Below are 14,824 nucleotides of genomic sequence, written 5' to 3'. Positions count from 1 at the left end.
AGGATTGACAGAAGCTGAGTCGGCACGGTTCAAGGACGTACAGCGTCAAGCCAGCCAGGAGACGGAAACCATGTTCGAAAAGACACGAATGGACAGTCATCCCCCCTGTAAGAGCAACTACGACGTCATCGTCGTGGGAAGCGGAATGGGGGGTGGAACGATGGCATACGCTCTCAAGGATTCCGGCCTCGATGTGCTCTTGATCGAGAGGGGAGACTTCCTTCCACAGGAACGTCAGAATTGGGACCCCCGAGCGGTGTTCGAGAAAGATCGGTACAAGAACGCCGAAAAATGGGTCGACACCGAAGGGCGGGAGTTCGCCCCCGGCACCTACTATTACGTCGGCGGAAACACCAAATTCTACGGTGGCTCGCTGGTCAGGTTCAGGAGAGAGGATTTTCAGTCCTCACGGCATCACGACGGTGAATCGCCGGCATGGCCGTTCTCGTACGACGATCTCGAACCCTACTACGCACGTGCCGAGCAGGTGTACAAGGTTCACGGCGACCACACCGACGACCCGACGTTGCCACGCGACGAACCGTTTCCGTACCCTCCCGTAGGGCACGAGCCGGCGATACAGCAGGTCGCCGACGACATGCGTAAGGCGGGTTTCACCCCTTCCAATCTCCCTCTCGGAGTCGACCTACGGCAGGGTGGGGCATGCATTCGATGCAAGACATGCGACGGGTTCCCTTGCCGTACCTTGGCGAAATCGGATGCCGATGTCTGTTGCGTGAGACCCGCACTCGATTCGGGCAACGTCGAAATCGTCACAAACGGGTACGTGGAGAAGGTGCTGACCGACGATTCCGGACGTCGAGCATCCGGCGTCGAAGTGACTCATCGTGGCGTCACCTCGACAGTACGGGCGGATACGGTCGTCATCTCCTGCGGCGCGGTCAATTCTGCAGCGCTGCTGCTACGTTCGGCCACGTCTGTCCATCCTGACGGGCTTGCAAATTCCTCCGGAATGGTCGGTCGTAACTACATGGTGCATATGAACTCGATCATGGTGGCCATCGACCCACTCAAGAAGAACAAGTCCGAGTTTCAAAAGACGTTGTACTTCAACGACTTCTACCTGCGCGGCACTGACGATCATCCGTATCCGCTAGGTCACGTGCAACTGATCGGGAAGCTCCAGGCGGAGATGATCAAGGGGCAACGGCCCTACATCCCCAAATGGGCGTTGAGCCTTGCCACGAACCGTAGTACCGATTGGTGGCTGTTCACGGAGGATCTGCCCAACCCTGAAAATCGTGTCACGCTGACTCCCGGAGGGCGTATCCAGATCGCGTGGGAACCGAATAACGTCCGGGCGCACGAGGTTCTGGTTCGCGAGACGCGAAAAATGCTTCGCAAGATCGGATTTCCGGTGGTCATCAGTGAAGGAACAGGGATAGAGGTCAACTCGCATCAGGCCGGAACCGTTCGGCTCGGTACCGACCCGGCTACATCGGTCCTCGATCCAAGTTGCCAGGCACACGATGTCGACAACCTGTATGTCGTCGACTCCTCCTTCTTTCCATCGCTCCCGGTGATGAATCCGGCGCTGTCGATCGCGGCGAACGCGTTGCGTGTTGCAGATTCGATCATCGCTCGAAGCGGCGACTCCGCGGCGGGTGTATCGCACGGCTCGTCGATCCCTGCATAAATCGCTCACCCCCAATTCTTTTCGATTCGAAAGTGAAGAACATGACTGTGCAAAAGCTCACCGGTGGCCAGATGGTGGTCGACATACTGATCCGTGAAGGAGTTGAAAAGGTATTCGCTATCCCGGGACACGGCAATACGGCGTTGCTCGATGCGTTCGTCGACCGGTCGGATGAAATCGAGTTGGTTCCCGCCATCCACGAGCAGGGCGCCGCACACATGGCCGACGGCTACTACCGCGCATCGGGCAAGATCGCGGCCGTCTGTACTTCCATCGGACCGGGAGCGACCAACACCGTAACCGGAATCGCGACTGCGTTCGCGGACTCGCAGCCGATGATTCTGATCACCGGCGCCGTTCACACGTACATGGAGAACCGCGGTGTACTCCAGGAGATCGATCGCCCGCACGGGAACAATTTCCCACGGATGGTCGAGCCGGTCGTCAAGCGCTGGTGGCAGCCCGGTCGACTGGAGCAGCTACCTTCCGCGATGGCTCAGGCTTTCAACACGATGCTCGAAGGGCGCAGAGGGCCTGTCCTGGTGGATATCCCGCAGGATCTGCAGGCTGAGTACGGCGACTATGTTCCGGAGTTGTACTCGCGCCGAGCTCAGACCCGGGCGACTGGTGATCCCGTCGCCATCGCCGAGGCGGCCAAGCTACTGGCGGGGGCTAAGCGTCCGGTGATCCTCGCAGGCGGTGGCGTCATCGCAGCCGAGGCCGGTGCGGAACTCCTCACACTGGCGGAACGTCTCGGCGCTCCCGTGACGCACTCCTTCCAAGGCAAAGGCGCATTCCCTGCAGACCACGATCTGTACGCGTGGCCGTGCGGCGACATGGGATCGATTCCGGGTAACGGAGTCACCAAGACCGCCGACGTCATTCTTGCAGTGGGTTGCCGGTTCAGCGATCGCATCACGTCCTCGTACCGCCCGGGAGTCACATTCGACATCCCTAACACGAAACTCGTTCACATAGACATCGACGGATTCGAGATCGGCCGCAACTACCCGGTCGAGGTCGGGATCGTCGGCGACGCCAAGACCTCGCTCGCGTCTCTGATCGACGAACTCGGCGCACCGGCAGCGGATTACGACTTCCGAGCAACCGACTACTACGCCGAACTTCAGGACTTGAAGGCGCAGTGGGACGAGCACCTGCGCCCTATGCGTGAGACCGACTACTTGCCGATGACCAACTCGCGGGCAATGGTCGAGATCCGAAAGGTTCTTCCGCGTAACGGAATTCTGGTCACCGATTCCAGCAACCCGGCAAACCAGGCGTTCAACGAATTCCCGATCTACGAGCCGAAGAGCAACATCGTTGCCGGCGGATTCTCCGGAATCGGATTCGGTGTACCTGCCGCGATCGGCGCCGCGATCGGCGCACCGGACAAGCCGGTTCTCGCGCTCGTCGGCGATGGCGCGTTCCTACAGACCGGCACGGAGATCGCAGCTGCCGCCATGAGCGGCGTCAATGTCGTCTTCGTCGTTCTGAACAACGGTGGCTGGGAAGCAATCAAGGACCTTCAGATCAATCTCTTCGGCGCGGAACGGGAAATCATCTCAGGCTGGAAGTTGCCGGATGGATCCCCGTACTTCGCCGATATCACTGCGTTCGCCCAGTCCCTCGGATGCAAGTCCGAGCGTGTCGAGGATCCGGCAAAGCTCGGCGCCGCTGTTCAGCGCGCATTCGAGACCGAGGGCCCCGTAGTCATCGAGGCGATCAGTGCTCGCGAGCTGCCCTGGACCGAGATGCATGCAATGGGTTGGTGGGACATCACCGTACCGGCCTACCACGGCGAAGTTCGAGACGACTACGTGAACCAGCGCGGCTTCTGACCCACCCCTCACCGGAAAGTAGTTGTAAGTCATGGGCAACATCAAACTCGGACTTAATCTGGAGTTCGCGCGATACGAGAACGGCTCTTTCGATTGGGCCATGGACCAAGCTGCTGAGATCGGCTACAAGTACGTCGAGCCGATGGTGCACTGGGGTCGTGAACTGCTCAGTGCAGCAGGATATTTCCACAGTCGTTCCATGCTCGACGATCCGTTGATCCTACGGAATGCGGCCGAAGATCGCGGTCTCAGCATCTCGTCGCTGTCGAGCCACGCGCCACTCGCCAAGCCGGAGGTGGCAGTGGAGTACTTCCGCCAGGCCATCCGCTACGCCGCGGAGGCAGGTTCTCCGATGATCATGGTCGACGATGGACCCACCCCGTCTTGGACCACGGAGGAAGAGAACTACACGCTCATGCGGTACACCCTGAAGGAAGCAGCGCTGGTCGCGGAACCCCGGGGTATCAAGATCGCAATCGAGACCCACGGGCCGTACACCGCGACTCCGGAGCGCCTCGACAAGATCATGAAATTGGTCGACAGTCCTGCCCTGACGATCAACCTCGATACCGGAAACAGCTACCTGAGTGAGAACGATCCGCACGAGTGGCTCGAAGCCATCATCGGTCAGGTCACGCACCTGCACGCCAAGGACATTGCGTTAGACGACGCGAAACGTCTACGCGGAAAAGTGCGAGGCATGCTGGGATGCGCATGCGGTGAAGGCGTCATCGACTGGAAGCGCATCGTCGACACACTCGCCGCGGCCGACCACGACGTCGTCTTGTCGGTGGAGTGCGGCACGCTCGACGCCGCGAAGAAGAGCTACACCCACCTCAGCGGATTGATCGAAGCCGTCGACGGCCGAATACAGATCAACTAACCGAACACCGAAAGTGCTCGGGCCCAACCTCATCAGGTTGGGCCCGAGCACTTTTCGTCTCGGCGGCTGTAGTTCTGCCTCGTCTGGGGCGGTGGGGGCCAGATGGGTGATGGAAAGGGTCTCGGATGTCCGACGCCGACGGTGACGGTGAGACAGTGAGTCTCGGATCCGCGACACGAACAGGCCCGTCGACAGTCGTGGTGACTTCAGACGGGCCTGTACGTCGATCTGCTTGCAGCTACAGCTGCTTACGTGACGGCTTCTGCTGGTCGGGCGCCGGTGATCATCGAGACGATCTCGTCGGCGGTGGTTTCCTTGGTGTTTCGGCACCCGACGACCTGGCCTCGCCGGAAAACGTACACCCGGTCGGTCAGTTCCAGCACCTGTTGCATGTTGTGGCTGACGATGATGACCGCGACTCCGCGTTGTTTGAGGCGTTTGATGATGTCGTGGACGTGGGCGGTCTCCTGCAGGCCCAATGCCGCTGTGGGTTCGTCCATGATTATGAGCTTCGAGCCCCAACCGGATGCGCGGGCGATGGCGATACCTTGGCGCTGGCCACCGGAGAGACCCCGAACGGTCCGGTGTACCTCGGGCACGTTCACTCCGATCTCCGTGAGCAATTCGGTTGCACGCTTGGCCATCTTGCGTCTGTTGAGCACGCTCAAGTCGCCCAGGTTGATCAGCTTCTCTTCACGCCCGAGGAACAGGTTGGTCAGGACGTCGAGGTCGTCTGCGAGTGAAAGATCCTGATAGACGGTTTCGATCCCGGCTTCGCGTGCATCGATCGGGCTTTGGAATTCACAGTCGGTACCGTCGAATCGGATGGTGCCATCACTCGACGGTTGTGCGCCGGAAAGGATCTTGACGAAGGTGGACTTGCCTGCGCCGTTGTCGCCCATGATGGCGATGTGCTCACCGTGTCCGACGCTGATGGAGGCGCCTTGCAACGCTTTGACGCCGCCATAGAACTTTGAGAGGTTCGTGGTCTGGAGAAGAGGCTCGGTGGTGTTGGTGATAGTACTCATTGAGGTGGTTCCGATCTGGGGGTCGTCTCGAATCAGTACGCTGCGGGGGAGTCGGCGACGTTGGCGGATGTGACGGGCGGGATCGGGACGAAGATCTTCGGTTGCACCGTGCCGCCGTCCAAAAGGGTCAGCATGGCGGCGACAGCTTCTCGCGCCATCTCTTTGGGATCGCCGTTGATTGTTCCGTACGTGTCTCCCGCGAGGATGCTCTCGCGCATCTCTTCCGGATAGTCGTTGCCGACGAAGACGATTTCGCTTCGGCCCATCGACTTGGCCAGGCGGGCGCCCGCAGCCAATTCGGGTCCTTGCGCGACAACGGCGTTGATCTGCCCTGCCGGATACTTGGCGAGCCAGTCCTGGGTCAGGCTGATGGTCTTGTCGTTCGCCCAGTTGTTCGGCTGCTCTTCGACGAGCTTGACGTCGGGGAAGTTCTCCTGCAGTTCGGCACGGAATCCTTCCGACCGACCGATCTGCGGCCCACTGCCGAGGATGCCGGTCATCAAGGCGACGTTTCCCCGATTGCCTATTGCTCCTGCGACCATCTTCGCTTGCTCGCGTCCGACCTGAACGTCGTCTGTTCCGACGAATGAGGAGATCGGGGCGTCTTCGGACAGTGCCATGGAGAATGCGATGACCGGGATTCCGGCTGCCTCGGCGCGTTTGATGGACGGCGTCATGCTGTCCTGGTCGCTGGGGGCGAGGAGAATTGCGTCGACCTTCTGCGCGACGAGCTGGTCCATTCCGCTGCTCATCTGAGCGATGTCGTTGTGCCCGTTGACAACACTGAGCTTGTATCCCGCAGCTTCAGCTTCTTCTTGCACAGTCGAGATGGCTACGTTCATCCACGGGTCGACGCCGATGTCGTACACCACGAAGCCCAGTGTCTTGTTTGCACCCGAGGAAGGTGCGGTTCCGCAGGCCGTGAGTGCGACGGCGACGAACGCAGCCAGACAAAGGGCAAATGCGGTTTTGATCGTTCGGGAAGTTCTTCTTACGGTCATATGTTGTCACTCCTGGAATGTGGTTGGCTGCGAGGGGAATCGGACGTATCAGCGTTTGCGGGCGCTGCGGAACGCTTCGAAGCCGACTGCGAGCAGAACGGCCGTACCCGTCAGCGCCGGCTGCCAGTAAGCGGACACGCTGTACAGGTTCAGTGCGTTTGTGAGGACGGTGAGCGACAGGATGCCGATCACCGCGGAGCTGATGCCGCCGACTCCGCCGGTGAGTGGTGTGCCGCCGATGATGACGGCGGCGATGGCGAGAAGTGCCCACTGTGTACCTGTTGCCGGACTCCCGATTCCCGAGATCGAGACGAGAAGAATTCCGGCGATGGCAGCGCACAGTCCGCCGATGGCATAGACGGCAATCAGAACCCGATCGACATGGATTCCGGCGCGACGCGAGCCTTCCTTGTTGCTCCCGACGGCGTAGATGTGCTGGCCGAAGAGCGTGCATCGTAAGACGAACAACAGAATCAGGACGACCACGATGAATGTGAGACTGGCAAAGGAGATGCCGGCGATGTTCTTCAAGCCCAGATCGGTCCATCCGGAAGGAAGAGGAGCGATCGGGGTGGCGCCCGTTGCGGCGTACAGCAGTCCGGTGACGACAGCTTGTGTACCGAACGTGGCCACGAATGGGTTGATGCCGATCTTGGCTACGAGGATGCCGTTAACGAAGCCGACGAGTAAACCGGCGACTAACCCGACGAGAATTCCGATGGCTATACCGTGCTGGAGACTGACGTACGCTGCCGCGCATCCGGCTGCCGCCGCCACGATTCCGACCGAGAGATCGAAGCCACCTGAGATAATCATCAGTTGCATACCGCCGGCAATGATTCCGACCATCGCCGCCTGTTGCAGCACGTTGAGCAGGTTGTCCGACTGCCGGAAGATCGGGTTGGCGATGCACAGAATCACCACCGATGCGACCAGTACAGTCAGCATCACCCGCTGAACGACCTGCGACGGTGTGCTCGGCACAATGCGTTTGAGCAGAGCGGGTAGCCATTCCTGCGAGGAGGCGTGGGGCGGCTGGGGTGCCGCGGAACGAGTGGAACGGCCGACGTCATCGACAGAGATTCCCGCGCTTGGCGGCCGTTTCTGCTGGTCTTCGGTCAGGGGCATTGAGGACTCCTCGAAAAGGGTGTGTCGGTGTTCGGTCGAAAGAGCGGAATCAGCTCGTCCGGGCGCACGGCGTTGTGCGTGTCGAGATTCGGATCGGTGCCCTGCAGTTCGCGTTCGGTTCGTGAACCGGTAGCGATGACTCGGACGGTGGGCCGGGCGTATATGGGCGCTGAAACAAATCTTCGGACAGGTAGGAAGCGGGAGCGCCATGTGTCTCAACTCTGTTTGACGACCCCTGGCGAAGCCCTGGGGTTGTAGAAATACTGTCCTGTGACTGCATTCACAGCTAGACGCAAGGCGGGAAAGATGTCTCGGCTGGACGACACGTTTTGTGTAGTGTCTTTGACATGTCTTTCACGGTTGCGGACGCTCTGGAACTCTCACTGATCCGCGCGGCCGGTCCTCACGTACTCACCAACGGAACGGATCTGGATCAACGCGAAGTCCGATGGGTTCACTCGTCCGAGATTCCCGATATCGCAGGATTTCTCAGCGGCGGCGAATTGTTGCTGACGGCGGGCCTCGGTATAGGGGAAACAGAAGCTGAGCAGCGCGCTTACGTGAAGGCGGTTTCTCGAGCCGGTGCGGCAGCACTGGTGATCGAAGAATCCGGTCGCATGTTCGATCGAGTTCCTGAAGCTGTTGTGCAGGAAGCCCAGCAAATGCTGCTTCCGGTAATCGCCTTGGCTCGCGAAGTGTCGTTTGCCGGGGTGTCGGCACAAGTGCACGAGATTCTGACCGAAACTCGACTACGAAGCCTAACTCGCGAGCGTGAGGTAGAAGCAACGTTCTCCGGACTGTTGCTCGATGGCGCAGATCATCTTGCAATCGTCGAGACGCTGGCGGGGCTGACTGACAGTACGGTGGTCCTGGAAAATATCGCCCACAGAGTGACCGTGTACTTTTCGATCGACGGCGTCGAGTTCGACGACGACGAGTGGAATCGTCACGCCAGAGTATCCCACGACAATGAAACTGATTGTGTCCGAAGGCCCGTCGTCATGCGTGGTCAACCGTGGGGGTGGATACACGTGCTCCAGGGCCAGTCGCCGAACGTGCAGGTCTCTGCTGAATTCGCGGCGGAGCGGGCAGCAGCAGCGATCGCGATCTCGCTTCTCACCGATCGTAGCCGCGAGGCGCGTGACGATCAGCGCAGTACCGCATTGATGACACACCTGATGCTGGGAGAAATTTCCGGCGATGAGTTCGTGAAGCAGGCCAGTCGTCTGGGGTATCGGCTCGGATCTGGCCTGATGCGAGTGTTCGTTGCCAACAAGAACATTCGTGATGATTCTACCGGCAACCGACCGAAGCGTAAGACCAGCCCCAACGCCATCAGTGCCGACATGGGGGATTACATCGTCACCGTGGCACCAGAAGTAAGTAGTTCCCCTCCTGACATCGAGGATCTGGTCGGTGTCGTCAACGCCGGTGTTGGTGTGAGTCGGGCGGTTTCACGCGACATGGTCGCGGTCGCGCTCACTCAAGCGCGCAGCGCGGCGGCGGTCGCCCGTGCATCCGGCAGCGTCCTCTACTTCGACGAACTCGGAGTCGAGAGAATCTTGGTGACCCTTGCGCAGGGGCCCGAACTAGCGAACTTCGTAGAGGACGAGCTGGGTCCGTTGTTGACGAAAGACGCGCAGTCGGCGAGTGCTCTGTTGCCAACGCTGCGTGCATTTCTCAGCGTCGACGGACGTAAGACTGAAGCGGCGGACAAGCTTTACGTCCAGCGCAGAACTTTGTACAACAGGCTGGAGCGGATCTCGAAGATTCTCGGCAAATCCCTCGACGAGCCGGAAACGCGTCAGCGCCTTCTTTTGGCGGTCAAGGGGCTTGAATTGCTAGAGGGCTCGGCAGTCAGCTCGTCCAGATTCTCGAAGAGGCGCTGAATGAGAACCGACAATCGACATCTGTCCGTATCGACCTAAGTCGAAGGATATTTGAAGATTTTGCAATGCTCACTGTGTGCACATATGGCGGAGTGAAATGCCCTTGGTGCACATCGCGCATGATTTGACCAGGTCCTACGCTGAAAGAAACTGAACTCGAGGCCGTTCTCGGCGTGTGTCGAGAAGGCGAGCCTCGCGGGTATGACAGGATTCGGACGAAAAATGACTGGCCATCGCATTGTGGACGAAGCGGGTTACATCTGTGTCACGTGTCGCCATATCGGTTCCTCGTTGCCAATGCCCCAAGTGTTCGAAACGGTAGGCGCACAAGCTCGATGTCATCTCTGCGGCCAGCTCGACACCAACTGTTTGGGGCGGAACGCGAAGGCGCCGTACCCAATCGAATTCATCCGCGGGATCCGCCGGACTTGGAGGCATGCAGTCCAGTGCGGGCGATTGTGTGAACACCACCAACTGTGATCACAGTTCAACCGAAGCCAACACTCAGTTGAAATAGGACCACGATAGAATTCGTGAGACCGTCAAGGGTCATGTCGGGGTGATGTGTCAGGAGCAAGGGGAGTCGGCTTCAGTGGTTACGATGAAGGACGTGGCGCGGGCAGCAGGTGTTTCGCAAGCTGCTGTCTCATACGCGTTCAGTAACTCTCCGAAAGTTTCTGCATCGCAGCGTGATCACATCTACGCAGTCGCTCAGTCTCTGTCCTATGCCGGGCCGAACATCGTCGGCAGTAGCCTCCGTTCCGGCCGAGTCGGAGCGGTAGGCATCATGGTGATGGAGTCGTTGGGGCACGCCCTGGAAGACCCGTCGACCATGCTGTTGATGAAGGGGGTAGTCGAAGTCAACGAACTCGCCGACGTTGCCCTCACTTTGTTGCCGTTAGTCTCCAGTAGGGAAGAAGGATTCAATTCTCCCGCGGTCAGAGGTTTGGTTGACGGAGTAGTCCTGCACAATGTGACTCCTACCCATCCGATCATTGCGGCCCTGATTCACTCCGGGACGCCGGCAGTTGCGATCGATTCGCCCGCGGACTGCGGCTTGCCGTTCATCGGAATCGATGATCGCGCTGCGGGATTCAAGCAGATGGCCCATCTCTTGGATCTCGGGCACCGAAGAATCGGTGTGGTCTGCGAACGTTTGAACATCGGTGGCACCGACGGGTCGATCTCCAAGGCAGTTGTCGAACACTCTTCCGAGCGGGTCCAGCGAGATCGGATCCTCGGGTACTTCGATGCTGCAACTGCACGGGGAGATGCCGGTATCTCGATCGAGGTTTACGAGGCTTCAGGTATCGATCGTGACAGCGGCGTCCGTGCTGTTCGCTCGATGGTCGAGAAACTGAATCCGACCGCAATAGCCACGACGTCAGATGTCTTTGCCGTCGCTGCCTTGAGCGTGCTCCGTAGCATGAATATCCCAGTACCTGAGGTTGTTTCGGTTGTCGGATTCGACGATGCCCCCATCGCCGAACTCATGGATCTGACCACTGTGCGTCAACCGCTGGTGGAGAAGGGGCGCGCCGCAGCCTCCATGCTGCTCGACAATATCGACGGCGCCAAGCGGAGGCAGAAAATCTTCAAAACCAAGCTGATCGTCCGAAACTCGACAGGCCCGGTCAGCACAGTCTGAACGAGACCACGCTGACCGGGCCGAAGTGGTCAGGATCGATAGACTTTCCGGTACAGTTCGGCGATTTCCTGTGCGCTGGGCACCACCGGGTTGTTCGACGGAGAACCCGACGCCAACGCCTGTTCTGCCATCAGTGGAATGAGCTCCTCCCAGCGGGTCTCGTCGATGCCGAAGGTGCGCGGACTGGGTACCTCTACGTCGACGCACAAAGTATCGATGAAGTCGACCAGCTTGTGCGAGGCCGCCTCGTCTGAGTCGCCGCGATCGGCCGCGCCCAGCTGCCTGGCGCAATCAGCGTATCGATCACGCGCCCCGGGTATGGAGAACGCGGTGATCGCCGGAAGCAGCATCGCATTGGAAAGTCCATGCGCCACATGGAAATGTGCGCCGATCGGACGACTCATCCCGTGTACCAAACACACGCTCGCATTGGAGAATGCCATACCCGCCTGAGTGGAAGCATGCATCATCTGTTCGCGTGCCTCTTGATCTGAGCCGTCACGGTACGCGCGCAAGAGGTAGGCCCCGATTGTCTTCATCGCAGACAGTGCGAGCCCGTCCGAGATGGGGTTTGCCTTCTTGCTGACGTAGGCCTCGATCGCGTGTGTAAGTGCGTCGACACCTGTGTCGGCCGTCAGTCTCGGCGGCATCGACATCGTGAGGTCGGAATCGACGATCGAGGCGATCGGAAGAAATGCAAGCCCGGGGCATAGCATCTTCTCGTCGGTGGCAACATCAGTGATGATCGTGAATTGTGTTGCTTCCGAGCCACTTCCTGCCGTCGTCGGGATGGCGATGATCGGAAGCGCCGGCCCCGCGTACACCCGAGGGGCTTTGAAATCGCGCATGGCGCCGCCCTGCTTGAACAAGACGGCAAGTGCTTTTGCCGTGTCCATCGGGCTGCCGCCGCCGAAGCCGATGATCGAGTCGGCATCGTGGGCGGTCAGAGCGTCGAGACCAGCCTGTAGAGAATCGGTAGTGGGGTCGGGAACCGTCTCGGAGAAGAGAGCGGCCTTCTTTCCTGCTGCTGCAACGATCTTCAGCAATCGATCGGCTGAACCGTTGCTGACCATGAACGCGTCGGTGACAAGAAGCGGACGCTCGATGTTCAGATCCGTCAGCACCTCGCCGAGACTCTCGACGGACCCGGGACCAAGTTTCAAGAACCGGGGAAATGAAATGTTGGCGACCATGACTGCCCTTCGAATGGTGTGAATATGTCTCTTTGCCAGTATTTCTCAGCTGTTTTCGGGAAAGCCGAGGTTGATACCGCCGTGGCTGGGATCGAGCCAGCGGGTAGTGACGACCTTCCCACGGGTGAAGAAGTGGACACCTTCGGTACCGTGAGCGTGCGTGTCGCCGAACAGGCTGTTCTTCCAACCGCCGAAGCTGTAGTAGGCCATGGGGACGGGAATGGGGACGTTGATCCCGACCATGCCGACCTCGATCTCGTTCTGGAAGCGACGTGCTGCGCCACCGTCATTGGTGAAGATCGCGGTGCCATTCCCGAATGCACTCGAATTCACCAGGTCGAGTGCTTCGTCGTAGGAGTTCACCCGCACGACCGAGAGCACAGGGCCGAAGATTTCGTCTGTGTAGACGCTCATGTCGGTGGTGACGTGGTCGATCAGGGTCGGGCCGAGCCAGAATCCGCCCTCGCCACCGTTCGCCTGCACTTGCCTGCCATCGACGACGAGCGTCGCGCCGGCGGCCTCACCGGCGTCGACGTAGGAGGCGACCTTGTCGCGGTGGGCCTTGGTTACCAGAGGACCCATGTCTGAGTTCTTAGTGCCGTCACCGGTTTTCAGGGTGCGGGTCCGCTCGGCGATCTTGCCAACGAGTTCATCGGCGATGTCGCCGACGGCGACCAGTGCCGAGATCGCCATGCAGCGCTCGCCGGCCGAGCCGAATCCGGCGTTGACCATGGCGTCGGCCGCCAGATCGAGGTCTGCGTCAGGCAAGACGATCGCGTGGTTCTTCGCTCCTCCGAGAGCCTGAACGCGCTTTCCGTGGCTGGTGCCGGTGCTGTAGACGTACTGGGCTATGGGGGTTGAACCGACAAACGAAACGGCCTTGATCGCAGGGTTGGTCAGAAGTTCGTCGACAGCTGTCTTGTCGCCTTGCAGGACGTTGAACACGCCCGCCGGAAGTCCTGCCTCGGCCCAGAGCGCCGCGATCCACAGCGAAGCAGATGGAACTTTTTCGGACGGCTTGAGTACGACCGTGTTTCCGGTGGCGATCGCGATGGGGAAAAACCACATCGGGACCATCGCAGGGAAATTGAACGGCGAGATTATCGCGACGGGGCCGAGTGGTTGACGGATCGAGGTGACGTCGACGTTCGTCGAGGCATTCTCGGTCATACCGCCTTTGAGCAGGTGCGCGATGCCACAAGCGAATTCGACGACTTCCTGGCCCCTTGACACCTCACCGAGTGCGTCGGAGAGTACCTTGCCGTGCTCAGCGGTGATGATCTCTGCGAGTTCGTGCTTGCGGTCATTGAGCAGTTCGCGGAACGCGAAGAGGACTGCGGTGCGCTTGGCGAGCGAACTGTCGCGCCAATCGGGAAACGCAGCAGCGGCAGCGTCGATAACGGCGCGTGCGTCATGCATGCTGGCGAGCGCGACGCTGCCGGTGACGGCGCCCGTCGCAGGGTTCGTGACCGGAGCGGAGTTTCCGCTCGAACCGGGGGCGATCTTGTTGTCGATCCAATGTGCGATGACAGTCATGACTATTCACTCCTGAGGCTGGGGTTGCTTCGAGTCTGTGCCGCAGAATTGCCGTCGTCAACAAGTAAGATCGCAGTACTCAATGCAAAATTGCAGCTAAGAACGGGGATGGCGATGTTCACTTCTGACAACCTGCGCTTTTTGCTGGAACTGTCACGCACGGGACGTATCTCGGATACGTCGAAGCGGCTGGGGGTCGATCAGACCACTGTCTCCAGGAGGATCTCCAGGCTTGAAAAAGACATGGGTGCAAGACTTTTCGATCGAGGCGTCTCGGGTTGGCAGCTGACCGAGGCGGGTAGGCGATTGGTTCCCTATGCGGAGAGCATCGAGTCGACGCTTCTTTCTGCGCTCGGTGAGACGACCGCCTCGGCGTCGCCGAGCCTCAACGGGACTGTCCGGATCCTGACCCCAGACGGCTTCGGTGCCTTTGTATTGGTTCCAGGCCTGCGCTCTGTCCGTGCCCGGCACCCGGATCTGTTCACCGAAGTGCTGACTTCGACTACCCACGATGTGTTGACCGGGCGGGATTTCGACGTCGCCGTCACATTGGAGCGTCCCTCTCCCCGATCTGTGGTCGTCAGCAAACTTGCGGACTACAACTTGCGGCTTTACGCCTCGCGTCGGTATCTGGAGACGCACGAGTCGATCTCGTCGGTGGACGACCTACGACATCACACGCTCGTCTGGTATGTGGACGCGTTCTTGGATGTCGAACCTCTGCGTATTCTCGATCGGATACTGCCCACCGGGCGAGCGCAGATCCAGACTAATAACATCGCTGGTCACTATGAGGCGGTCAAGCACGGTGTGGGAATCGCGCCCTTGCCGACGTACATCGGCGCGACCGACGATGACCTCGTGCCGGTGCTGCGTGACGAGTTCGTAATTCGGAGGTCGTACTGGCTCGTTGTCCCGCGTGAGCTGATCAGATTGGCCCGTGTGCGGGCGATAACCGATGCCTTGCATGAGATTGTCGCCAGGAACCCCGATCTCCAGGCGGGGTGATGTGCGGGCTCC

At 59.8% G+C, this 14,824-nt stretch carries 11 protein-coding genes; 6 read left to right on the top strand and 5 right to left on the bottom strand.

Annotated features, from left to right (window positions below; translation table 11 throughout):
• Positions 1–70: 70 nt before the first annotated feature.
• Genes QM716_RS17020 through QM716_RS17010 form a run of 3 tightly spaced genes read left to right on the top strand, consistent with a single transcriptional unit; the run spans position 71 to position 4,381 of the window.
• Positions 71–1,657 (top strand): GMC family oxidoreductase, encoded by a 1,587-nt coding sequence (locus tag QM716_RS17020; protein ID WP_283305205.1) that lies wholly within the window; start codon positions 71–73, stop codon positions 1,655–1,657.
• A 41-nt stretch (positions 1,658–1,698) separates the two neighbouring features.
• Positions 1,699–3,498, top strand: a complete 1,800-nt coding sequence (locus tag QM716_RS17015) for a thiamine pyrophosphate-binding protein (protein WP_283305204.1) — start codon at positions 1,699–1,701, stop codon at positions 3,496–3,498.
• Positions 3,499–3,529: 31 nt separating this feature from the next.
• The gene (locus QM716_RS17010) at positions 3,530–4,381 is read left to right on the top strand and encodes a sugar phosphate isomerase/epimerase family protein (RefSeq protein WP_283305203.1); all 852 of its coding nucleotides are present in this window, start codon (positions 3,530–3,532) and stop codon (positions 4,379–4,381) included.
• Between the two features lie 248 nt (positions 4,382–4,629).
• On the opposite strand, the gene QM716_RS17005 is transcribed toward QM716_RS17010, so the two are convergent.
• The 3 genes from QM716_RS17005 to QM716_RS16995 are packed head-to-tail and all read right to left on the bottom strand — an operon-like array spanning position 4,630 to position 7,538.
• Entirely contained in the window at positions 4,630–5,409 is a 780-nt protein-coding gene (locus QM716_RS17005) for an ATP-binding cassette domain-containing protein (protein ID WP_283305202.1), read from the bottom strand.
• Positions 5,410–5,441: 32 nt separating this feature from the next.
• Positions 5,442–6,410, bottom strand: coding sequence for a sugar ABC transporter substrate-binding protein (locus QM716_RS17000; RefSeq protein WP_283305201.1), 969 nt, complete (start codon positions 6,408–6,410; stop codon positions 5,442–5,444).
• A gap of 48 nt (positions 6,411–6,458) precedes the next feature.
• Positions 6,459–7,538 (bottom strand): ABC transporter permease, encoded by a 1,080-nt coding sequence (locus tag QM716_RS16995; RefSeq protein WP_283305200.1) that lies wholly within the window; start codon positions 7,536–7,538, stop codon positions 6,459–6,461.
• A gap of 347 nt (positions 7,539–7,885) precedes the next feature.
• Here QM716_RS16995 and QM716_RS16990 point away from each other — a divergent pair, with 347 nt between their 5' ends.
• Both QM716_RS16990 and QM716_RS16985 read left to right on the top strand, forming a co-directional pair.
• A complete protein-coding gene (locus tag QM716_RS16990; protein ID WP_283305199.1) occupies positions 7,886–9,427 on the top strand; it encodes a PucR family transcriptional regulator in 1,542 nt (513 codons plus the stop codon).
• A 601-nt stretch (positions 9,428–10,028) separates the two neighbouring features.
• Positions 10,029–11,075, top strand: coding sequence for a LacI family DNA-binding transcriptional regulator (locus QM716_RS16985; RefSeq protein ID WP_283305481.1), 1,047 nt, complete (start codon positions 10,029–10,031; stop codon positions 11,073–11,075).
• A 29-nt stretch (positions 11,076–11,104) separates the two neighbouring features.
• Here QM716_RS16985 and QM716_RS16980 read toward each other — a convergent pair whose 3' ends face one another.
• The gene (locus tag QM716_RS16980) at positions 11,105–12,268 is read right to left on the bottom strand and encodes an iron-containing alcohol dehydrogenase (protein ID WP_283305198.1); all 1,164 of its coding nucleotides are present in this window, start codon (positions 12,266–12,268) and stop codon (positions 11,105–11,107) included.
• Positions 12,269–12,313: 45 nt separating this feature from the next.
• On the bottom strand, positions 12,314–13,804 hold the full coding sequence (locus QM716_RS16975; RefSeq protein WP_283305197.1) for a CoA-acylating methylmalonate-semialdehyde dehydrogenase: 1,491 nt from the start codon (positions 13,802–13,804) through the stop codon (positions 12,314–12,316).
• Between the two features lie 114 nt (positions 13,805–13,918).
• Here QM716_RS16975 and QM716_RS16970 point away from each other — a divergent pair, with 114 nt between their 5' ends.
• Positions 13,919–14,812 carry a LysR family transcriptional regulator gene (locus tag QM716_RS16970; RefSeq protein WP_283305196.1) on the top strand — a complete coding sequence of 298 codons (894 nt, stop codon included), beginning with the start codon at positions 13,919–13,921 and terminating at the stop codon, positions 14,810–14,812.
• Positions 14,813–14,824: the final 12 nt, after the last annotated feature.

The organism is Rhodococcus sp. IEGM 1409 (genome assembly GCF_030056735.1).
Classification (GTDB): domain Bacteria; phylum Actinomycetota; class Actinomycetes; order Mycobacteriales; family Mycobacteriaceae; genus Rhodococcus_F.
This window is presented reverse-complemented; position numbering and strand designations above follow the sequence as displayed.

What these genes read in the sequence shown, in the direction of transcription:
- QM716_RS16975 (WP_283305197.1), bottom strand. Translation starts at nt 13,804, where the DNA reads ATGACTGTCATCGCACATTGGATCGACAACAAGATCGCCCCCGGTTCG.
- QM716_RS16995 (WP_283305200.1), bottom strand. Translation starts at nt 7,538, where the DNA reads ATGCCCCTGACCGAAGACCAGCAGAAACGGCCGCCAAGCGCGGGAATC.
- QM716_RS16990 (WP_283305199.1), top strand. Translation starts at nt 7,886, where the DNA reads ATGTCTTTCACGGTTGCGGACGCTCTGGAACTCTCACTGATCCGCGCG.
- QM716_RS17005 (WP_283305202.1), bottom strand. Translation starts at nt 5,409, where the DNA reads ATGAGTACTATCACCAACACCACCGAGCCTCTTCTCCAGACCACGAAC.
- QM716_RS16985 (WP_283305481.1), top strand. Translation starts at nt 10,029, where the DNA reads ATGAAGGACGTGGCGCGGGCAGCAGGTGTTTCGCAAGCTGCTGTCTCA.
- QM716_RS17015 (WP_283305204.1), top strand. Translation starts at nt 1,699, where the DNA reads ATGACTGTGCAAAAGCTCACCGGTGGCCAGATGGTGGTCGACATACTG.
- QM716_RS17020 (WP_283305205.1), top strand. Translation starts at nt 71, where the DNA reads ATGTTCGAAAAGACACGAATGGACAGTCATCCCCCCTGTAAGAGCAAC.
- QM716_RS17000 (WP_283305201.1), bottom strand. Translation starts at nt 6,410, where the DNA reads ATGACCGTAAGAAGAACTTCCCGAACGATCAAAACCGCATTTGCCCTT.
- QM716_RS17010 (WP_283305203.1), top strand. Translation starts at nt 3,530, where the DNA reads ATGGGCAACATCAAACTCGGACTTAATCTGGAGTTCGCGCGATACGAG.
- QM716_RS16970 (WP_283305196.1), top strand. Translation starts at nt 13,919, where the DNA reads ATGTTCACTTCTGACAACCTGCGCTTTTTGCTGGAACTGTCACGCACG.
- QM716_RS16980 (WP_283305198.1), bottom strand. Translation starts at nt 12,268, where the DNA reads ATGGTCGCCAACATTTCATTTCCCCGGTTCTTGAAACTTGGTCCCGGG.